The organism is Enterobacter cloacae complex sp. SYL003, assembly GCF_049236925.1.
GTDB lineage: Bacteria > Pseudomonadota > Gammaproteobacteria > Enterobacterales > Enterobacteriaceae > Enterobacter > Enterobacter intestinihominis.
Genome location: NZ_JBMKJK010000009.1, coordinates 77201 through 97797, shown reverse-complemented (window position 1 = coordinate 97797; position 20597 = coordinate 77201). Strand labels below are relative to the sequence as shown.

Annotated in this window: 20 protein-coding genes and 1 other annotated feature; of the genes, 10 read left to right on the top strand and 10 right to left on the bottom strand. The window is 54.9% G+C overall.

Annotated elements, in window-relative coordinates; all coding sequences use genetic code 11:
* Positions 1–56: 56 nt before the first annotated feature.
* The 5 genes from recR to ACOT1A_RS13430 all read right to left on the bottom strand — a co-directional run bounded on the left by recR (position 57) and on the right by ACOT1A_RS13430 (position 4145).
* Entirely contained in the window at positions 57–662 is a 606-nt protein-coding gene (gene recR / locus ACOT1A_RS13450; protein WP_006809843.1) for a recombination mediator RecR, read from the bottom strand.
* On the bottom strand, positions 662–994 hold the full coding sequence (locus ACOT1A_RS13445) for a YbaB/EbfC family nucleoid-associated protein (RefSeq protein WP_003858972.1): 333 nt from the start codon (positions 992–994) through the stop codon (positions 662–664). The genes recR and ACOT1A_RS13445 overlap by 1 nt, the downstream gene beginning before the upstream one ends.
* A gap of 53 nt (positions 995–1047) precedes the next feature.
* Positions 1048–2976, bottom strand: a complete 1929-nt coding sequence (dnaX, locus tag ACOT1A_RS13440; RefSeq protein WP_023299467.1) for a DNA polymerase III subunit gamma/tau — start codon at positions 2974–2976, stop codon at positions 1048–1050.
* Positions 1654–1718: a sequence feature (DnaX frameshifting element), on the bottom strand. (Overlaps the previous gene by 65 nt.)
* 88 nt (positions 2977–3064) lie before the next feature.
* Positions 3065–3616 carry an adenine phosphoribosyltransferase gene (apt, locus tag ACOT1A_RS13435; RefSeq protein ID WP_000127359.1) on the bottom strand — a complete coding sequence of 184 codons (552 nt, stop codon included), beginning with the start codon at positions 3614–3616 and terminating at the stop codon, positions 3065–3067.
* A gap of 151 nt (positions 3617–3767) precedes the next feature.
* On the bottom strand, positions 3768–4145 hold the full coding sequence (locus ACOT1A_RS13430) for a DUF454 family protein (protein ID WP_001189855.1): 378 nt from the start codon (positions 4143–4145) through the stop codon (positions 3768–3770).
* Positions 4146–4195: 50 nt separating this feature from the next.
* On the opposite strand from ACOT1A_RS13430, the gene priC reads away from it, so the two are divergent.
* Both priC and rsmS read left to right on the top strand, forming a co-directional pair.
* Complete coding sequence (gene priC / locus ACOT1A_RS13425; RefSeq protein ID WP_276170055.1) at positions 4196–4723, top strand: primosomal replication protein N''; 528 nt, start codon at positions 4196–4198, stop codon at positions 4721–4723.
* Positions 4724–4735: 12 nt separating this feature from the next.
* Positions 4736–4930, top strand: coding sequence for a pleiotropic regulatory protein RsmS (rsmS, locus tag ACOT1A_RS13420; protein WP_022647275.1), 195 nt, complete (start codon positions 4736–4738; stop codon positions 4928–4930).
* 33 nt (positions 4931–4963) lie between these two features.
* Here rsmS and mscK read toward each other — a convergent pair whose 3' ends face one another.
* Together mscK and acrR are read right to left on the bottom strand one after the other, a co-directional pair.
* Positions 4964–8341, bottom strand: coding sequence for a mechanosensitive channel MscK (mscK, locus tag ACOT1A_RS13415; protein ID WP_023305598.1), 3378 nt, complete (start codon positions 8339–8341; stop codon positions 4964–4966).
* 113 nt (positions 8342–8454) lie between these two features.
* Positions 8455–9108 carry a multidrug efflux transporter transcriptional repressor AcrR gene (gene acrR / locus ACOT1A_RS13410; RefSeq protein ID WP_032621623.1) on the bottom strand — a complete coding sequence of 218 codons (654 nt, stop codon included), beginning with the start codon at positions 9106–9108 and terminating at the stop codon, positions 8455–8457.
* Between the two features lie 141 nt (positions 9109–9249).
* On the opposite strand from acrR, the gene acrA reads away from it, so the two are divergent.
* From acrA to ACOT1A_RS13380, 6 genes are all read left to right on the top strand, one after another.
* Positions 9250–10443, top strand: a complete 1194-nt coding sequence (gene acrA / locus ACOT1A_RS13405; protein WP_022647272.1) for a multidrug efflux RND transporter periplasmic adaptor subunit AcrA — start codon at positions 9250–9252, stop codon at positions 10441–10443.
* A gap of 22 nt (positions 10444–10465) precedes the next feature.
* Positions 10466–13612 carry a multidrug efflux RND transporter permease subunit AcrB gene (gene acrB, locus ACOT1A_RS13400; protein WP_368958441.1) on the top strand — a complete coding sequence of 1049 codons (3147 nt, stop codon included), beginning with the start codon at positions 10466–10468 and terminating at the stop codon, positions 13610–13612.
* 509 nt (positions 13613–14121) lie between these two features.
* Complete coding sequence (tomB, locus tag ACOT1A_RS13395; RefSeq protein WP_006809850.1) at positions 14122–14496, top strand: Hha toxicity modulator TomB; 375 nt, start codon at positions 14122–14124, stop codon at positions 14494–14496.
* Between the two features lie 28 nt (positions 14497–14524).
* On the top strand, positions 14525–14743 hold the full coding sequence (locus ACOT1A_RS13390; protein ID WP_015571250.1) for an HHA domain-containing protein: 219 nt from the start codon (positions 14525–14527) through the stop codon (positions 14741–14743).
* 263 nt (positions 14744–15006) lie between these two features.
* Positions 15007–15558, top strand: a complete 552-nt coding sequence (gene maa, locus ACOT1A_RS13385) for a maltose O-acetyltransferase (RefSeq protein WP_023305596.1) — start codon at positions 15007–15009, stop codon at positions 15556–15558.
* Positions 15559–15674: 116 nt separating this feature from the next.
* Positions 15675–16142 carry a YlaC family protein gene (locus tag ACOT1A_RS13380; protein ID WP_022647269.1) on the top strand — a complete coding sequence of 156 codons (468 nt, stop codon included), beginning with the start codon at positions 15675–15677 and terminating at the stop codon, positions 16140–16142.
* Here the strand turns inward: ACOT1A_RS13380 and ACOT1A_RS13375 are convergent.
* The gene (locus ACOT1A_RS13375; RefSeq protein ID WP_276170053.1) at positions 16114–17574 is read right to left on the bottom strand and encodes a PLP-dependent aminotransferase family protein; all 1461 of its coding nucleotides are present in this window, start codon (positions 17572–17574) and stop codon (positions 16114–16116) included. The two genes, ACOT1A_RS13380 and ACOT1A_RS13375, sit on opposite strands and share 29 nt — an antisense overlap.
* Positions 17575–17676: 102 nt before the next feature.
* On the opposite strand from ACOT1A_RS13375, the gene ACOT1A_RS13370 reads away from it, so the two are divergent.
* Positions 17677–18387, top strand: coding sequence for a GNAT family N-acetyltransferase (locus ACOT1A_RS13370; RefSeq protein ID WP_126291304.1), 711 nt, complete (start codon positions 17677–17679; stop codon positions 18385–18387).
* Here the strand turns inward: ACOT1A_RS13370 and ykgO are convergent.
* A complete protein-coding gene (gene ykgO, locus ACOT1A_RS13365; RefSeq protein ID WP_003859006.1) occupies positions 18384–18524 on the bottom strand; it encodes a type B 50S ribosomal protein L36 in 141 nt (46 codons plus the stop codon). The two genes, ACOT1A_RS13370 and ykgO, sit on opposite strands and share 4 nt — an antisense overlap.
* Positions 18525–18526: 2 nt before the next feature.
* Positions 18527–18787 (bottom strand): type B 50S ribosomal protein L31, encoded by a 261-nt coding sequence (locus ACOT1A_RS13360; protein ID WP_015571255.1) that lies wholly within the window; start codon positions 18785–18787, stop codon positions 18527–18529.
* Positions 18788–19002: 215 nt separating this feature from the next.
* Here ACOT1A_RS13360 and ACOT1A_RS13355 point away from each other — a divergent pair, with 215 nt between their 5' ends.
* Complete coding sequence (locus ACOT1A_RS13355; protein WP_058676947.1) at positions 19003–20562, top strand: EAL domain-containing protein; 1560 nt, start codon at positions 19003–19005, stop codon at positions 20560–20562.
* Positions 20563–20597: the final 35 nt, after the last annotated feature.

The following is a 20597-nucleotide window of genomic DNA, read 5'->3' as shown; positions in this document are numbered from 1 at the left end:
ATGGGGATAAGGGGGGGAATTTTCAAGCGGAGGCCGCGCACGCAGCCTCCGTTTGGTCAGAAAATAATCTTGTGTCGTCCGGCCAGCGAGTGCGACAGCGTGGTGCCGTCGACCATCTCCAGCTCACCGCCGACCGGCACGCCGTGGGCGATGCGGCTGGCGTCAACGCCGTACTGCGCGCACAGCTCGGCGATGTAGTTGGCGGTTGCCTCCCCTTCCACCGTCGGGTTGGTGGCGAGGATCACCTCTTTGATCGTCTCGGACTCAAGACGCTGTTCAAGACGATCGAGACCGATATCATCCGGGCCGATGCCGTCCAGCGGGGAGAGATGCCCCATCAGCACGAAATAGCGGCCGGAAAACTGCCCGGTTTGTTCGATGGCGTAGATGTCCGCCGGACTCTCCACCACGCAAATCTGACCGTTTTCCTGACGACGCGGGTTCGTGCAGATGTTACAGACGTCCTGCTCGGTAAAGGTCCGGCAATCCGCACAGTGACCAATTTCTGACATGGCGCGGGTCAGAGCCTGCGCCAGGCGCATCCCGCCGCTGCGGTCGCGCTGCAATAGCGTAAACGCCATACGCTGCGCCGACTTCGGGCCAACGCCCGGCAGGCAGCGCAGTGCTTCCATTAACTGCGTGAGCAGCGGACTGGTTTGCATCAGAATGGCATCTTAAAGCCCGGCGGCAGTTGCATACCGCTGGAAACAGAGGCCATTTTCTCTTTCTGGGTTTCGTCGATACGGCGAGCGGCATCGTTAAACGCGGCTGCAACCAGATCTTCCAGCATCTCTTTGTCGTCTTCGAGCAGGCTCGGGTCGATTTCAACGCGACGGCAGTTGTGCGCACCGTTGATGGTCACCTTGACCAGACCGGCACCCGATTCACCCGTGACTTCCAGCTGAGCGATCTCTTCCTGCATCTTCTGCATTTTTTCCTGCATCTGCTGAGCCTGCTTCATCAGGCCACCCAGACCGCCTTTTCCACCAAACATAGGCTTCTCTCTTCTTTCACGTTAAGGATTACAACCGTAAGTCAGACTCACGATCAAAGGGGGCGAATACTCTCTTCATCCAGATCGGCGTCGAAGAACCGGCGCAGGGTCTGGATGTTGTTATCCGCGATAATCGACTCGCGCGCCTGCGCGAGCTTCTCTTCATAAATCGCCTGTCGCCACTCGAGCGGCGTTTTCACCGCCGGATTATCATCTTCAATGATAGTCAATTCAACCGGCACACCCTGTAATGCGGTAAGCGCCTCGGCCAGCGCCTTTTGCGCGCCTGGGGAGTTGAGGTGCCGCTGGCCAGGGCGCAGGTGCAGACGCACCTGATTGCCTTCCTGCTCTTTCCAGGCATTCAGCGCGACCTGCTCCACCAGCTTCGGCAGCTGAAGTTTGCTGACCTCAGCGGCCCAGGCGTCGCGCTCGATGGACTCTTCCGCGAGCTTCGCGGACAGCTCCGGCGTTTTTTCATGCTCAAGCGCCTTTTTCAGCGCTTTTGGCGTGGCGACCACTTCCTTGACCGTTTCAACAACGGTAGTCGCCTTCCAGCGGTATGCCTCTTCTTTCGCCGGGGCTTTTTGCTCGAGCGCGGACGGTGCCGGACGCGACTGCACGCGCTCTGTTACCGAGGCCAGTCGTTCAAGCGCGGCGTTGTTCACCGGCCGCGCTCTTGCAGGCGCTGCCGGTTCACTCTTTTTTGGTTTGGTTGCTCCCTGCGCGCGTTGCAACTGGCTTCGTGCGGCAAGCACCGAACTGGTGGCATCCGACAGCGGCACGTTCTGCGGCGGCGGCGATGCCGGTTGCGGTGGCACCTGCTGCGGTGACATTACCGCGGTCGGCGCAACCGGCGCAAAGGACTGCCGGGGCGTTTCCGGCTCCGGCAATGGCTTGCGCGGATGGAAGGCCAGCGCGCGCAGCAGCGTCATTTCAACGCCCATCCGGCGATCCGGTGCAAACGGCAGCTCTTTGCGGCCAATCAGCAGGGTTTGATAATAAAGCTGCACGTCAGCCGGCGGCACGGTGCGCGCAAGTTCACGCATCCGCTGTTCAATGGTCGCCATGTCCGCGCCAATGGCCGACGGAGACAATTGCAGCATCGCCACGCGATGCAGCAGGCTGAGCATCTCGACCAGCAGCGCTTCCCATTCAATGCCACGGGCGGCGGCATCGTTGACGAGGGTCATTACCCGCTCACCGTTGGCGGCGATCATCGCTTCGATAAGCGACAGCGCCTGATCGTCATCCAGCGTGCCGAGCATGGTGCTGACCGCGTCAGTGGAAAGCTTACCGTCACCGCTGGCAATTGCCTGGTCAGTCAGGCTCAGCGCATCACGCAGGCTGCCGTCCGCCGCGCGGGCCAGCAGCTGCAGGGCGCGCGGCTCGTGAACGATCTTTTCTTCATCAAGAATGTGTTCAAGCTGTGCGCGGATCTGCTCAACGTCCAGCGCCTTCAGATGGAATTGCAGGCAGCGCGACAGGATCGTGACCGGCAGCTTTTGCGGATCGGTGGTCGCCAGCAGGAATTTGACATGCGCAGGCGGCTCTTCCAGCGTTTTCAGCAGGGCGTTGAAGCTGTGGCGCGACAGCATGTGCACTTCATCGATCAGATAGACCTTGAAGCGGCCGCGCGCCGGGGCGTACTGCACGTTGTCGAGCAGATCGCGAGTGTCTTCCACCTTGGTGCGCGAGGCGGCGTCGATCTCGATCAGATCGACAAAACGCCCCTGCTCGATCTCGCGGCAGTTGTCACATACGCCGCACGGGGTGGCGGTGATCCCGGTTTCGCAGTTCAGACCTTTTGCCAGCAGACGGGCAATAGAGGTTTTACCGACGCCGCGGGTGCCGGAGAAAAGATAGGCGTGATGGATGCGACCTAGCGACAAGCCGTTCGCCAGGGCCGTCAGCACATGTTCCTGACCGACAACGTCAGCAAAGGTTTGTGGTCGCCATTTACGGGCTAACACCTGATAACTCATGGGCAGGCTCTGCAACGCTGGAAGGTGAATTAATGGAGGGGAATGCTATCACAACCTCACCCATTGAGCGAGGTTGTGAGATACGGGATTAATGTCCCGGGAAAGGCACCAGGCTGTAGCTGGTAATACCCTGTTTTTCCAGGCGCTGCTCGCCGCCGAGATCGAACAGGTTGATGATGAAGGCCGCGTCGGTCACTTCCCCGCCCAGACGACGGATCAGCTTCACGGTCGCTTCGATGGTGCCGCCGGTTGCCAGCAGATCGTCCACCACCAGCACTTTGTCGCCTGGCTTGATGGCATCAACGTGAATTTCCAGCTGATCGGTGCCGTATTCCAGCTCATAGCTCTCAGCAATGGTTTCACGCGGCAGTTTGCGCGGCTTACGCACCGGCACAAAACCCACGCCCATCGCCAGCGCAACCGGTGCGCCGAACAGGAAGCCACGGGCTTCGGTACCTACTACTTTAGTGATCCCGGCGTTTTTATAACGCTCAACCAGCAGTTCAATGCTGAGGGCGTACGCTTTCGGGTCTTCCAGCAAGCTGGTGACATCACGGAAAAGAATGCCAGGCTTTGGATAATCCTGGATACTTTTGATGCTATTTTTCAGATATTCAAGCTGCTGTGCAGTTGCGGTCATCGGTTTGTGCCTAAATGAAACAGTGTTACTCACGGCGCGCGACGAGTCGGTCAAAGTAACAGTTGTTTAACCTTTGACCAGGCGCACCTGTGCTCGAAAACGGTCGAATTTACTGGCTGTGCGCCATAATTGCAACCGCCATGATGAGGCTTCAGTGCTTTTGTTGCTTTTCATCAACCACGGGGATCCGCCACATGAAGATCAGCAGGCAGGCCAGGATTGCCAGCAGCAGAATGCGCACCCACATCATTTTCACCAGCCATAACGAGACGGCGAAGGTGATCAGGATGAAGGCAATGGCGCGCGGCTTGGCCCCGGGCGGCATGGCCCGGTGTTTTTGCCAGTGCCGCAGGTAGCCGCCAAACCACGAACGGTACAGGAGCCAGTGGTGAAAACGCGGCGACGAGCGGGCGAAGCACCAGGCGGCCAACAGGATGAACGGGGTGGTCGGCAGCAAGGGCAATACGATGCCCAGCGTACCCAGCACTACCGCGAGCCAGCCAATGATGATTAAAATAGTACGCTGCATAATGCGAATCGTTATCAAACTGAACGGCTACTTTACCACTGGAGAGCGCATTGAAAACAGCACTGCTTCTTGAGAGGCTGCAAAATCAGCTGATCGCGCTGCGGGCGCAGGCCACACCGCTGATGGGACATGCTACGCTGAAACCGCGCTTTGACCGGCAGCTCTTCCGCACCCGCAGTACCGTCATTCAGGATTACCTTGCTGAGATGCAGACCAACCTCGACGAGCTTCGCCACGCGGTTGAGAGTGAACAGCAGGAACAGGTGGTGTGGCTTGCGGAGCATCTTACTGAGCAGATCACCGCCCTGCACTGCGAAATCGCCGCCTGGCCGCTACGGGCGTGGGACAGCGCCTCGCCTGGGCTCGGAAAATGGCAGCGCAAGCGGCTGGAGAACCAGGAGTTTGAGCGGCGTCTGTTTGAGATGAAGTGTGAGCGCGAAGCCCGCCTGACCACCAGCGAAACGCTGCAAGAGCAGCAGTTATTAATGCGTGAAATCAGCGCGCTGGAAGGCCGCATCGTCCGCTGCCGTCAGGCGCTGGATGAGATTGAACGCGTCATTGAACGCCTGACCCGTTAACAGGAGCCACTAATGTCACTGGAAAATGCCCCCGACGAGGTCAAGCTGGCCGTCGATTTAATTATGCTGCTGGAGAATCACGAGATCCCGGCGGAGACGGTGCTGAAAGCGCTGGAGATTGTGCGGCGGGATTTTGAGGGAAAGGTGAAGGCCGGTTGCCCTCACCCTCACCCTAGCCCTCTCCCTGGAGGGAGAGGGGACCGTTAGGTGCGGTTTGAAAGATCTGCCCTGATTCGCTTTTTACCCTCTCCCCTCTGGGGAGAGGGCAGGGTGAGGGGCGGAGTTTTCGTCACCCTTAATCTCGCGCTTCACTTCCGTATGTTCGTCACCTTTCTCGTTACGCAGGTGAACCTCAAGCTGATTGAAGGCGATATTAATGTTGTTTTCACGGCACAGACGGTCAATGGTGCGGTTCAGCTCATCGACGGTGTAGCTGCGATCGCGTAGTTCGCGTACGTACAGGCGCAGCTCATGATCCAGCGTGCTTGGCCCGAAGGTGGTGAAGAACACGTCAGGCGCAGGATCGTGCATCACTTTAGGATGTGATTTCGCGGCTTCCAGCAGGACCTCTTTCACTTTATCCAGATCTGAACCATAGGCCACCCCGAGTCGGACCACCACGCGCGTCGTAGTATCCGAAAGCGACCAGTTGATCAGTCGCTCGGTCACGAAGGCTTTGTTCGGGATGATCACCTCTTTACGATCGAAGTCAGTGATGGTGGTCGCACGAATACGGATCTTGCTGACGGTCCCGGAGAAGGTGCCGATGGTGACGGTATCGCCGATACGCACCGGACGTTCGAACAGGATTATCAGGCCAGAAACAAAGTTACCGAAGATCTCCTGCAAGCCGAAGCCCAGACCTACCGACAGCGCCGCCGCCAGCCACTGGAGTTTATCCCACGAGACGCCCAGCGAGCCGAATACCGTCATCGCCCCGACAATAATAATGACGTAGTTCAGGATGGTGGTAATGGCATATGACGCCCCCTGACGCAGGTTCAGCCTTGAGAGCACCAGCACTTCCAGCAGACCAGGCAGGTTGCGGATCAACGCCCAGGCCACCACCGACGACACCAGCGCAAAGAGCAGGCTGCCCATGGTGACGCTTTTCATTACCGCAGCGCCCGCTTCGGTACCGTTGTATTGCCAGAGGGTGATACTGTCGAGGTAGGCGAAGACGGTAATTAAATCAGACCAGATGGCCCAGAACATCACCGCAAACAGCGCAATCATCACCAGCATGGTAATACGCATCGTTTGCTGGTTGACCTGCTCCAGGGCAATGGTCGGCTCTTCCTGCGGCTCAGCCCCTTCAGCCCCCTCTTTAACCTGATGCTGTCGACGGGCAACAGCGCGACGATACGCAATGCGGCGCGCCGCCACGCTCAAACCGCGCAGCACGGTCTGGAACAGCAGGTTCCACAGGATCACCAGATACACGGTTTCAATCCAGCGTCCTGACAGACGAAGCGTGGTATAGAAGTAACCCGTTGCCGTCAGCACCATCAGCGCCAGCGGAATGATCGCCAGCACCGTTACGGTGACCAGACGAAGATTGTGGGACTCTTTATCACGCCAGCTGTCGCGGCACATCGGCCACATCAGGACGGCTATCAGCAGCAGGTTCAGCATAATTACCAGCTGTCCCAGCACGTCATCCATCAGATGCAGCGGCGAAAGCTCGGCCACAACGGACCAGAAGTGCAGCGGCAACAGCGCGAGGCTGATACGTACAATCTGGCGACGCCAGTGGCTGGTGAGTTTCTCCGGCATGTTGAAGTGTCGGACCGCGACGCCATCTTTTTCCAGCACTTTCCAGCACAGACCAAACACCAGCCAGAACAGCGCCAGCTTTTTGCTGAACGCCCACAGCAGGTCGCTGATATTGAGCTGCATGGTCAACAGGATCAGGCCGACGGCGAGGATCAGCAGGCAGACCGGCAGAGCACGGATCAGATCGATCAGGATCGCTTTCGGGGTGTGCAGCTGGCTGTCGTTACGCAGTTGCCCCACTTCCGAGGCCAGCTTCGCCTGGTACTGCTTCAGCCATTTCAAACGCCAGCGTATTACTCCGGCGATGAGCAGCAAAGGCAGACCCGCAAGGAAGGCAATCATTACCGCAGGCCAGGCTTTCTCCCAGTTCACGGTAATTTTCATGCTTTTGATCTGGGATTTCAGCGTTTCAGGGAAAGATTTAAACCAGTCCCAGTCCATGGGTTTGTTGCTGTTCACCCAGAAAATCTGCTGGGTCAGGATCTCCTGGAGGCTTTTAGACACGCTCACCAGCTGCTGCTGGTTGATTTGCAGGTTAATCGCCATCATCAGCTGGTTGCCCAGCTGCTTATTAAGCTGATCGAGCAGTTCGCGGCGCATATCCACAACCTGCAACAGCGCGTCGTGAACTTCACCGTTTACTTCACTTGAATGGCCTTCTTCCACTTTGGCAACAAACGTATCGCTCTGGAACAGGGCATCGCGCTGCTGGTTAACGTCAAACTGTTCAAGACGCAAATCCGCAATGCGGTTGGTCATGTCTTCCAGCTCGTCGGCGGACGGCAGCGTCTGCTGCTGCTGGTAAAGAATGCGCGACAGCAGCAGGCTTCCCTTCAGGACGGCAATCTGCTCTTTGACATTGCGCTCAGCCTGCAAAGCGCGATCCAGCCAGTTTTTGACTTTAATATTCTGCTGCACCAGCGCGCTGCCGCTTTCAGTCGCCTGAATCAGGCGCTCGCTCAGCTGATGGTTAATCTCCAGCTCCTGCTTCACCAGCGGATTGGCCTGGATACGCGCCGTTTCGTCTGGTGAGACCGCTTCCTGCGCCGTTTTTTCGGTCAGCGTCAGGCGCTTGCTGTTCACCGCCTCCTGCAACAGCTGAAGCTGATGCTCGAGCCGGTTGATATTCGCGTTCACGTAGTCACGCTGTTTTTGCAGCGCATCCTGCAACACCGTGTTGCCTTCCAGACTCTTACGCTGCTGTTCAATCTCCGCGTTCAGCAGCGTCTGCTGGATGTTCAGCAGCGTTTGCTGGGTCGGTCGAAGCGCCCCTTCCCCCACGGTAATGCCATTCAGACGGTTACGTATCTGCTGTAGCTGTTGCGATGCAGAATACATGGCGTTCTGCACGCGCTCAGGCTGGGTTTGCAGCGAAACCAGCTGGCTGTTATAGGTCGAGAGATCGGACTGCGCCGTTTGCAGATCGTCCAGCAGCTGCGCCACGCGCGACTCGAGCTGGCGCAACGAAAGCGTGGCAAGCGTTTTTCGGGTTTCATCGTCGTTATCAACGTCGCTAAGCGCGTTCAGGGCCTCCGTTGCTTTACGCATGTTCTCCGGCGCCTGAGCGACCTTCTGCCGCAGCTGGGCCGTTTCGGCTTTGATGCGATCGATCTTATCCAGCGTATCCAGGGTTTCCGTCAGGTCCTGCTGAACGAGCTTTTCCTGGGCGGAGAGATCTTTTTGTTTATTCAGGGTGTCGAGTTGCGACTGAACCTCGGCACGCGTCGGGACGTCACTGCCGTTGTCTGCACGGGCCCAGGAATGCGGTGCGGCTGCAAAGAAAAACAGCAGGATCAAAAAAACGGCCAGAACAGAATGTGTCGAGCGATAGGTGTGCAGCATAGTCGTGAATGTGATCTGAGAAATGACCGAAAATAGTCGGGCGTGAAGAATATCACGCCCGGCTAAAGCAGAATAGCGGGAAGGTAATCCTCTAAGACATTTCCTGGAAAGATTCAGGCAGTAAGCGGCGATCCCTCGCTGCGGAGGGTTGGGCAAAGCTGGCACATCTCCAGGAAAATCGCGACGTAGCTGCGCGCCTCTGATTTCAGATCGAACGATTGCGGGGCGAAAAGCCAGTTTTCCATCAGGCCGGAAATATAGCTGCGCATCAGGATCGCCGCCCGGCGCGTTAACAGCGTAGCGGGAAGCATGTCGGCCTGCATACATTCCTTAAGAACTTGCTCGATGCGATCGTAGCTTTCCAGACACAGGTCGCGCTGCGCCTGCTGAACCACCGCCATTTCGCCAACAAACTCACATTTATGGAAGATGATTTCCATCATCAGACGTCGGCGTTCTTCCACAACAGTCGCTTCAAGGATATATACTAATATTTCTCTTAATACTGAGAGTGGATCGTGAGGGAATTTTGCCCGATACTCACTCTCAAGATCGCTGATGCTGGACTCTGAAAGCTCCCAGATTTCACCAAACAGATCTGACTTGTCTTTAAAATGCCAGTAAATCGCTCCCCGCGTGACGCCCGCGGCCTGAGCAATCTGCGCCAGCGAGGTTGCCGAAACACCCTGCTGTGAGAACAAACGCATTGCCACATCCAGAATGTGTTGTCGGGTTTCCAGCGCTTGTTGTTTGGTTTTTCGTGCCATACGTTGATGAATTTACAGGAGTCAGATTTACATACATTTATGAATGTATGTACCATAGCATGACGATAATATAAACGCAGCAATGGGTTTTTAGACTCAGGACCCTTGATCAATTTGAAATCGGACACTCGAGGTTTACATATGAACAAAAACAGAGGGTTAACGCCTCTGGCGGTCGTTCTGATGCTCTCAGGCAGCTTAGCGCTTACAGGATGTGACGACAAAGAGGCTCAACAAGGAGCTCAGCAGGTGCCAGAAGTTGGCGTCGTGACGCTCAAATCCGAACCTCTCCAGATGACAACAGAACTACCGGGCCGCACCAGCGCCTATCGCATTGCAGAAGTACGTCCGCAGGTGAGCGGTATCATCCTGAAACGTAACTTCACCGAAGGCGGTGATGTGAAAGCAGGTGAGTCTCTTTATCAGATTGATCCAGCAACCTATCAGGCGTCTTATGAGAGCGCTAAAGGCGATCTGGCGAAAGCAGAAGCGGCAGCCAAAATTTCGCAACTGACGTTGAATCGTTACAAGAAACTGCTCGGCACGCAGTACATCAGCCAACAGGATTACGATTCTGCCCTGGCCGATGCACAGCAAGCCAATGCAGCCGTTGTGGCGGCGAAAGCGGCGGTAGAAACCGCGCGTATTAACCTCGCCTACACCAAAGTGACCTCCCCTATCAGCGGTCGTATTGGTAAATCAGCCGTCACCGAAGGTGCGCTGGTGCAGAACGGTCAAACCAACGCGCTGGCCACCGTGCAGCAGCTTGACCCGATCTACGTTGACGTTACACAGTCCAGCAACGATTTCCTGCGTCTCAAACAGGAGCTTGCCAGCGGACAACTGAAACAGGAAAACGGTAAAGCCAAAGTTGAACTGGTTACCAACGACGGTATCAAGTTCTCACAGACAGGCACACTGGAATTTTCTGATGTGACCGTCGATCAGACCACCGGCTCTATCACCATCCGGGCTATTTTCCCGAATCCGGATAAAACCCTGCTGCCGGGTATGTTCGTACGCGCCCGTCTTGAAGAAGGGACTAACCCAAGCGCCATTCTGGTTCCGCAGCAAGGCGTGACCCGTACGCCACGCGGCGATGCGAGCGCGCTGGTTGTGGGTGCCGATAACAAAGTCGAAACACGCAATATCACTGCAACGCAGGCGATTGGCGACAAGTGGCTGGTAACGGAAGGTCTGAAAGATGGCGATCGCGTGATTATTACTGGTTTGCAAAAAGTTCGTCCTGGCGCGCAGGTCAAAGCTCAGGAAGTGAAATCTGACGACAAACAACAAGCGTCGGCCGCTGGCCAGTCAGAACAAACCAAGTCTTAACTTAAACAGGAGCCGTTAAGACATGCCTAATTTCTTTATCGATCGCCCCATATTTGCGTGGGTGATCGCCATTATCATCATGCTGGCCGGGGGACTTGCGATCCTGAAGCTGCCTGTTGCGCAATATCCAACGATTGCGCCGCCGGCAGTGACGATCTCCGCAACCTACCCGGGCGCTGATGCCAAAACGGTGCAGGACACCGTTACGCAGGTTATCGAACAGAACATGAACGGTATCGATAACCTGATGTACATGTCCTCAAACAGTGACTCAACCGGTACAGTTCAGATTACCCTGACCTTTGAATCCGGTACGGATGCGGACATTGCGCAGGTTCAGGTGCAGAACAAACTGCAGTTGGCGATGCCCCTGCTGCCGCAGGAAGTGCAACAACAGGGTGTGAGCGTCGAGAAATCGTCCAGTAGCTTCCTGATGGTTGTCGGCGTGATTAACACCGATGGCACCATGACGCAGGAAGATATTTCCGACTACGTGGGCGCCAACATGAAGGACGCCATCAGCCGTACGTCTGGTGTGGGTGACGTTCAGCTGTTCGGTTCACAGTACGCGATGCGTATCTGGATGGATCCGAATAAGCTGAACAACTTCCAGCTGACCCCGGTTGACGTGATCAGCGCAATTAAAGCGCAAAACGCCCAGGTTGCAGCCGGTCAGTTAGGCGGCACGCCGCCGGTGAAAGGCCAGCAGCTTAACGCGTCTATCATCGCGCAAACGCGTCTGACCTCGGCGGATGAGTTCAGTAAAATTCTGCTGAAGGTGAATCAGGACGGTTCGCAGGTTCGCCTGCGTGACGTGGCGAAAGTGGAGCTGGGTGGCGAGAACTACGACGTTATTGCGAAGTTCAACGGTAAACCGGCTTCCGGTTTAGGTATCAAACTGGCGACTGGTGCGAACGCCCTGGACACCGCGACGGCTATCCGTGCAGAACTGAAGAAGATGGAACCTTTCTTCCCGTCAGGTCTGAAAATTGTTTACCCGTATGACACCACGCCGTTCGTTAAAATTTCGATTCACGAAGTGGTTAAAACCCTGGTTGAGGCGATCATCCTCGTCTTCCTGGTAATGTACCTGTTCCTGCAAAACTTCCGCGCAACGCTGATCCCAACCATCGCCGTGCCGGTTGTACTGCTCGGCACCTTCGCGGTTCTGGCGATATTTGGCTATTCGATAAACACCCTGACGATGTTCGGGATGGTGCTCGCCATCGGCCTGCTGGTGGATGACGCCATCGTAGTGGTCGAAAACGTTGAGCGTGTGATGGCGGAAGAAGGCCTGCCGCCGAAGGAAGCAACCCGTAAATCAATGGGCCAGATCCAGGGCGCGCTGGTCGGTATCGCGATGGTTCTGTCTGCGGTATTTATCCCGATGGCCTTCTTCGGTGGTTCAACCGGTGCGATTTACCGTCAGTTCTCTATTACCATCGTTTCCGCGATGGCGCTGTCGGTGCTGGTAGCCCTGATTCTGACGCCAGCCCTGTGTGCGACCATGCTGAAGCCGATTAAGAAAGGTGGCCACGGCGAGCACAAAGGGTTCTTCGGCTGGTTTAACCGCATGTTTGATAAGAGTACGCACCACTACACCGACAGCGTGGGGAACATCCTGCGCAGCACCGGTCGTTATCTGCTGCTCTATATCATCATCGTGGTGGGCATGGCTTTCCTGTTTGTTCGTCTGCCAAGCTCGTTCCTGCCAGATGAAGACCAGGGCGTGTTCCTGAGCATGGCTCAGCTTCCGGCGGGTGCGACGCAAGAACGTACGCAAAAAGTGCTGGATGAGATGACCGACTACTTCCTGACCAAAGAGAAAGACAACGTCGAATCCGTGTTTGCGGTTAACGGCTTTGGCTTCGCGGGTCGTGGTCAGAACACCGGTATTGCCTTCGTTTCTCTGAAAGACTGGTCCGAACGCCCGGGTGATGAGAACAAAGTTGAAGCCATTACCAACCGGGCCATGGGTACCTTCTCACAGATTAAAGATGCGATGGTCTTCGCCTTTAACCTGCCAGCGATTGTTGAACTGGGTACGGCGACCGGCTTCGACTTCCAGCTGATTGACCAGGGCGGTCTGGGCCACGAAAAACTGACTCAGGCGCGTAACCAGCTATTTGGCGAGGTGGCTAAACACCCTGACCTGCTGGTGGGCGTGCGTCCTAACGGTCTGGAAGATACGCCGCAGTACAAGATCGATATCGACCAGGAAAAAGCACAGGCGCTGGGTGTGTCCATCAGTGACATCAATACCACGCTGGGTGCAGCCTGGGGTGGCAGCTACGTCAACGACTTCATCGACCGTGGTCGCGTGAAGAAAGTGTACGTCATGTCCGAAGCGCAATACCGTATGCTGCCGAACGATATCAACAACTGGTACGTTCGCGGCAGCGATGGCCAGATGGTGCCGTTCTCCGCCTTCTCAACTTCGCGCTGGGAATACGGTTCGCCGCGTCTGGAGCGTTATAACGGCTTGCCATCGATGGAGATCCTCGGTCAGGCGGCGCCGGGCCGAAGCACCGGTGAAGCCATGAACCTGATGGAAGAGTTGGCCAGCAAACTGCCTGCGGGTATTGGCTACGACTGGACCGGTATGTCCTATCAGGAACGTCTGTCCGGTAACCAGGCCCCTACCCTGTACGCTATTTCACTGATTGTGGTGTTCCTGTGTCTGGCGGCATTGTATGAGAGCTGGTCGATTCCGTTCTCCGTTATGCTCGTGGTTCCGCTGGGGGTTATCGGTGCGCTGCTTGCCGCAACCTTCCGTGGGCTGACTAACGACGTTTACTTCCAGGTGGGCCTGCTGACAACCATTGGCTTGTCGGCGAAGAACGCGATACTTATCGTCGAATTCGCCAAAGATCTGATGGAGAAAGAAGGTAAAGGCCTGATTGAAGCAACGCTTGAAGCCGTTCGTATGCGTCTGCGTCCAATCCTGATGACGTCCCTGGCGTTTATCCTCGGCGTTATGCCGCTGGTTATCAGCTCAGGCGCAGGCTCCGGCGCACAGAACGCGGTAGGTACCGGTGTAATGGGTGGTATGGTCACTGCGACCGTTCTCGCCATCTTCTTTGTACCGGTGTTCTTCGTGGTGGTACGTCGCCGCTTTAGCCGCAAAAATGAAGATGTGGAGCACAATCATTCGGTAGAACATCACTGATACCGGTTTCACATGATAAAAAGGCCGCATTTGCGGCCTTTTTCATTTTCAGAAAAATTCATAAAATAGTCTTATTGTCGTTTTATTTATTTTCACCCGTCCTGATAAGACTTATCATAATAATCCGATAAGCTAATCGTAGAATTCAGCATTCTTTTAATATCAATTCATCGTCTAAAATATTCGGACAAATCCTAAATCATCGTAAATGCCGAAGACATCTGAATCCGGACTTCAAATGAAACATTGCGCTAACTCAATGAATCTTAAGGAACGGATTAAAAAAAGGGTTTCTCTCGATAAAAGTGTTCGCGTCTGAGGTCACATTTGCGTAAGCGCTCGCAAGGAAACGTTTTAATTGTAATTTTTCGTAATAGCGCGGTGAAATCCTGATCAGAGTGGCTTATAGTTAGAGTTATCAGGAACACAGCTCCCGTGTGGCTAAGCAAGTTGTATCCATCCCGACATGATGTTCGGTGAGTAAAAAATCACTCAGAAGGGGATGCGCTATGGACGAGTACTCGCCAAAAAGGCATGATATCGCGCAGTTGAAATTTCTCTGCGAATCCTTGTACCATGACTGCCTTGCCAATCTTGAAGAAAGTAACCATGGCTGGGTGAACGATCCAACGTCTGCTATCAATTTACAGCTTAATGAGCTGATCGAGCATATCGCAACCTTCGCACTTAATTATAAAATTAAGTACAATGAAGATAATAAGTTGATAGAGCAAATTGATGAATACCTGGACGACACCTTTATGTTGTTCAGCAGCTACGGCATTAACGCACAGGATTTGCAGAAATGGCGTAAATCAGGAAACCGTCTATTTCGCTGCTTCACGAATGTCAGCAGAGCTAATCCGGTTAGTCTTTCCTGTTAAAATTATTACAAATACTAAGGTGAATTTTATGTCTGATAAACCATTAACTAAAGTCGATTATTTGATGCGCCTGCGACGCTGTCAGTCAATTGACACGCTCGAACGTGTTATTGAGAAAAATAAATACGAGCTGTCTGATAATGAACTGGCGGTATTTTATTCAGCTGCCGACCATCGTCTTGCTGAACTGACCATGAATAAACTCTATGACAAGATCCCCTCTTCGGTATGGAAATTTGTTCGTTAGTCGTTGAAGAGAGACTTTAAGGCACTACGCCCTGAAGAGAGACTTTAAGGCACTACGCCCTGAAGAGAGACTTTAAGGCACTACGCCCGTTGTTAAGCTGAATTTACCTTTCGTATTACGCTTCAAGTGCAAACGCCAGGTCCCCGTATAAAACGTATTTATACGCAAGAATGTTGTGACTCCCGTCACAGCCACTTTTAGGGAACGTTCCCTTTCTGGCTAATCCTCTTTACGCTACGTAAAACGATTCCAGAGAGGTTCCCATGAGTGAAGAAAAACAGAAGATGATTGCCGGTGAATATTATCGCCCCGGCGATGACACGCTGAGGGCTGACCGTTTACGCGCTCGTCATATTGTTCACCGCTATAACCATACCGCACCCGATGAGAAGGCCGAACGTCGCGCCTTATTATCTGACCTGCTGGGTCAAAGCGAAGGCGCTTATATTGAGCCGAGTTTCCGCTGCGACTACGGCTATAACATCTATCTGGGCAACAATTTTTACGCCAACTTCGACTGCGTCATGCTGGACGTCTGCCCTATCCGCATTGGCGATAACTGTATGCTCGCACCGGGGGTGCACATTTATACGGCCACGCATCCTCTGGACGCGACCGAACGTAACAGCGGGCTGGAGTACGGTAAATCGGTCACCATAGGCCATAACGTCTGGATCGGCGGACGCGCGGTGATTAATCCGGGCGTGACCATTGGCGATAATGCGGTTATCGCTTCCGGCGCGGTAGTGACCAAAGACGTGCCGGCCAATGCGGTAGTGGGCGGGAATCCGGCGAAAATCATTAAAATGATCTAAGCGCATCCTGAGTAACTGTTATGCTTTTTCCTGGCATAACTGTTACTTTCATCGCATAAACCCCTCTCATAAAATAGGCAGATCACCTGTATTTTTAACAATCATAAAGGCAAAAAATGACAGAGATACAGCGCCTGCTTACCGCCACCATCGACGAGCTCAATACCCGCGAAAAGCGCGACAATCGTCCGCGCTTTAGCATCAGCTTTATTCGCAAACATCCCGGATTGTTCGTCGCCATGTACGCCGCCTGGCTGGCAACGCTTATCGTCATGCTGAAGTCTGAAACGCTGGTCGATTCCGTCTGGCTGCTGGTTGTGCTGTTCGTGGTGTTTAACGCGTTTTTCTTTTTCGACGTCAATCCGCGTTACCGGTATGAAGATATCGACGTACTCGATTTCCGCGTCTGCTACAACGGGGAGTGGTACAACACGCGTTACGTGCCGAAGGAGCTGATCGACAGCATCCTGCACTCGCCGGCTGTCGAAGCCGGGCAAAAAGAGAAGTTGCAGAAAATGGTCATCACCAAGGGCCAGCTCTCTTTTTATGATGTCTTTACCCTTTCCCGCCCCGCTGCTGTGTAATGAGCGCCTGAAGACGTCGAATACCCGGCGCAAACTGCGAAGCAGAGGTATTGCCGTAACCTAAAACCAGACCGGTTTGCCCCTGCGTCGTCTCAAGGTAGTACCCGCTCAGTGCAGCGGGTGCCAGCTGAAACGCTCTTGCCTGCTCCACCAGCCGCTGGTCGTCGATACCGTCAATTGCCAGCGCCAGGTGCATCCCTCCTTCTCCGGCAAGAACACGGTGCGGCGTATGAAGCTCTGCGCTTAGCACCTCCCGCAGCTGGCGGTATCGCTTACGATAAAGTCGGCGCATGGCGGCAAGATGTCGCGCATAGTGGCCTTCCTCAATAAATAGCGCCAGGGTGCGCTGTTCAGCGCGATGCCCGCCGCGCAGCAGCGAGCCGATGGCCGGACGCGCCGCCTTCGCCAGCGCTGGCGGTAATACCATGAACCCCATTCTGAGCGACGGAAACAGCGTTTTGCTGAACGTCCCCAGATACACAACGGGCGCATTGTTGACCATTCCCAGCATCGCCGGTACTGGCTCACCGGCATAACGGAATTCGCTGTCGTAATCGTCCTCAATGATCCACGCGCTGTGCTGCCGGGCCAGTTCCAGCAGCGCCAGACGCCGCCGCGCGCTGAGCACGCTTCCGTAAGGGAACTGATGCGATGGCGAGGTAAAAATCAGCGTGGGTGAAGGCGCACACAACCCTTCCCAGCACATCCCCTCGTCATCAACCGGTATGCCGCTCATCGCCAGGCCGGTTTTGACGAAAGCGCTTATAGCGCCGCTATAGCCGGGATTTTCAACCCAGGCGACATCCCCCGGCTCGCTTAACAGCATCGTGCACAGATTGACGCCCTCCAGTGCCCCTTCGGTTATCACAATCTGGCTGGCATCGCAGTCAATGCCGCGGGAGAGCGCAAGATGGCGGGCAATGGCGGCCCGTAGCGTCGGCTCGCCGGCTGGGTCACCATACCCTAACAGGGCGCTTCCCTCCTCGCGCAGGACGCGATCGTACAACCGCCGCCACAGCGGCAAGGGGAAATAGTTGATGGCAGGCGTTCCCGGCGTAAACGCCATCACCGGAGTGTCGCGCGGCACAGGCGCGGGCAGTAGCGCGACACGTTTTGTCAGCCTGACGTCCGGGTCCGGTAATGTCCGGGCAAGCGTCCGAGGAGTGAATTGCCCCACCCGCGTACCCTGGCGGCTACGCAGCAAATAACCTTCGAGCGTGAGCTGGTCCAGCGCCGCATTAACGGTGTTTCGGGACACCGAGATCTGCTGCGCCAGCGTTCGCGAGCCGGGCAAATGACTGCCGGACCGAAGCCTTCCGCACAGTATGGCCTCCCGCAAAGCAAGGTAGAGCGCGCGCTGGAGCGTTTCTTCCCCACGTTTTTTCAGCGCAGCATGGAGCAGGGTGTATAGCTCATCACCCGGTATATTCATCTTTACCTCCTCGTGGTACCAGAAAAACATAGCCTGGTGGTTCTTTTTAAGGAACCAGTAATTCACTAATCTGGAGATCTTTTCAACATCGTGGAAATAAAGATGAGTATATTCAATGAGTTTGGACAACCTGTAGGGGAAAGCCTTACCGACTGGCAGCCTCGCCCGCACCCGTCCCGGGTGGTACTTCAGGGTCGCTATTGTCGGCTTGAGCCGCTGCGCGTGGAGCATGCCCACGCGTTGTTCTCTGCGTATTCCCTGGCCGGAGATACCCGAAGCTGGACGTGGCTGCTGCGTGAACCCGATGCCACCGCAGAAGAGTTTGCCGAATGGGTGGCGAGCGTGAGCAAATTATCCGATCCCATCCACTTTAGCGTTATCGATAACCAGACCCAATCTCCTGTCGGGACGCTGTCCCTTATGCGGATCGATCCTAAAAACGGCGTTGTAGAAGTGGGACATGTTCACTTCTCGTCACTGTTAAGCCGCACGCCCATGTCGACAGAAGCGCAGTATCTACTGATGCGGTACGTGTTCGATACCCTGGGCTACCGACGTTATGAATGGAAGTGCAACAGCCTGAACGAACCCTCCCGCAAAGCGGCCCTGCGTCTTGGGTTTCAGTTTGAAGGGCGTTTTCGCCAGGCGCTGGTCATTAAAGGCCGAAACCGGGACACCGACTGGTTTTCAATTCTCGACAAAGAGTGGTCAGCGCTGGCGAGCGCGTTTGAAAGCTGGCTTGCCACCGACAATTTTACCGTCGATGGCAAACAGAAAAGATCCCTGGAAAGCTGGCGAGAAATGCGCGTCTAGCGTCTTTTTTTACGCCCCTGCACCGCCTTAAAGCGCGGGTTAGATTTGCAAATCACGTATAAGCGTCCCTTGCGTTTGACTATCTGGCAATCCGGGTGACGCTGTTTTGCACTGCGCAATGAGTTAAGCACCTGCATGATTAGCCTCGCTTCGCATCAAGAAAGCCACCAAAACGCTTGCGGAAGCGTGCCGCGCTGCCATCCGTCGAGAAGGTCTTCTGCTTCCCGGTATAAAACGGATGTGATTTAGAGGAGACATCAAGAGTAACGTAGGGATACGTTTTCCCCTCAAGCTCAATTTCACGGTCTGTCTTAATCGTTGAGCCAACTTTAAAATATTCATTAGCCGTGGTGTCGTGAAACACAACGGTGCGATAGGTTGGATGGATATTCGGTTTCATCTCTGGCCTTCATGTATTGTTATAACATAACAAAATACTATCTGAGCTTTGCTGCAAAAACAACCCCTGTGACGCACAGCCTGTTTTTGAAAGGTTTTTTCAAATACTGCCAGAGACTGTTACATGCTATAACTATATCATTTAGCGATAAAAAATTTTTCATCTGGCGCGCAAACTCCATGCCCTGGTCGGGCATATGGAAAGGATACAGCAGCATGCGAACCCGACATCTGGTCAGCCTGGTGACAGGCGTACTGATCTTCTCTGTGCTGGTCCCTGTGTGCCTCAGTATCTGGCTGGCGCATCGTCAGGCAGAGGCGAAATTTGTGGATGCACTGGACAGATATGCCTCGCGCGCCCTGATCCGTACCGACAGAGTCGTTGCGCAGGCAAAACAGGCGCTCACGCACCTACAGTTGTTCAACGCCCCGCCCTGCACTCCTCCGCACTTACGCGAAATGCGTCGTGTCGCGTTCTCATGGCGCTATATTCAGGAAGTGATGTATATCGATAACCTGAAGCCGCTCTGCTCCTCTCTGGAACAATCCAGTAATACGGCGATCTTACCGCCCCCGATGCGGATCACCGCAGACGGATATAGCGCGTGGCTCACCTCGCAAAACGACCTCGGCATTCACCGTTATATGGCCGTTCTGGGGAAAGGACATTATCTGGTAATGGTCGATCCGGAGTCGCTTGTGGATGTTGTCCCGTTCGGTGACATTTCGATGGATGCCGCCCTGGTGGGAAGCGAAACCCATCGGATATTTGCCAGAAGCAATATTCTCGACCCGTATATTCTTTCTGTCGTTAAGGAGCAGCAGGACGTTAAGCGCGTGCAATACAACGGCTCGATGTACGTGTTGAAACCGGTGCCAGAACTGGGGCTTACGGTTATTGCCTGGGCATCGTTAAAACCGCTCGCGGCATCCTGGCATCAGCAGCTGATCATCTGGCTACCGGCAGGCATACTGATAAGCCTGGTTGCAGCCCTTATTGTGCTTCGCATCCTCCGCCGTTTGCTTTCCCCGCGTAACCGGCTGATCGACGCGATCAACAACCGGGAGATCGAGGTTCACTATCAGCCCATTGTGGCGCTATGCAGTGGAAAACTGGTGGGTGCAGAAGCGCTGATGCGCTGGCCGCAGCCAGATGGCAGTGACCTGTCGCCTAATCTCTTTGTTCCCCTGGCGGAGCAGACGGGGCTTATTTCAACGCTGACACAGCTGGTGGTGAATAAGGTGTTTGAGGATTTAGGTGCCTGGCTGCATCATCACCCGGAACTGCACATTTCTGTCAACCTTTCGCCAGCCGATTTAACGTCCCCCGAGCTGCCTCGCCTGCTGAGTCAATTGCTCAACAAATGGGGCGTCCACCCGCGCCAGATCGCCCTTGAATTGACCGAGCGCGGCTTTGCCGATCCTGCCGTCAGCGCCCCTGCCATCGCTGCGTTTCGGCGCTCCGGGCATGCCATCTACATTGATGATTTTGGTACGGGTTACTCCAGCCTGAGCTATTTGCAGGATCTTGATGTCGATACCCTGAAGATTGATAAATCCTTTGTGGACGCGCTGGAGTATAAGAACGTGACTCCCCACATCATCGAAATGGCCAAATCGCTTAAGCTGGCGATGGTCGCAGAAGGCATTGAAACTGAAGGGCAGCTCGAATGGTTGCATCGCCACGGCGTGCAGTACGGACAGGGCTGGTATTTCAGCAAGGCGCTGCCTAAAGAAGATTTCATTCGCTGGGCCGAGCACAACCTCAGGAAATAAACCCATTACGCGGTGTTACGTGCGGCCACGGCAGT